General features: G+C 57.8%; 1 protein-coding gene. It reads left to right on the top strand.

What is annotated here, in order from left to right; translation table 11 throughout:
* Positions 1-2 precede the first annotated feature (2 nt).
* On the top strand, positions 3-249 hold a 247-nt coding region (locus tag ACPYOG_RS20185; RefSeq protein ID WP_481295870.1), incomplete at its 3' end, for an FRG domain-containing protein.

Raw genomic sequence — 249 nt, 5'->3', positions numbered from 1 at the left:
CGATGCGAGTCTTTCGAGGGTGTGGCTCAGAAAGGCACGAATTCATTCCGACTGTCGGACGACCGCCTGCCGTATACTCGCCCCTCCACGAGGAAAGGGTCTTTCGAGCCTTCCAGCAATCGGCTGGACCAATGTTCCAGCTTCCGGTAACAGGTGACTGGAACTGGCTCGCAGTCGCCCAACACCACGGACTTCCAACTCGCCTGCTGGATTGGACCACCAATCCCCTAGTCGCCTGCTATTTTGCGA

The sequence above is a fragment of the Leifsonia sp. HAY1-4F genome, assembly GCF_056755275.1.
This window is presented reverse-complemented; position numbering and strand designations above follow the sequence as displayed.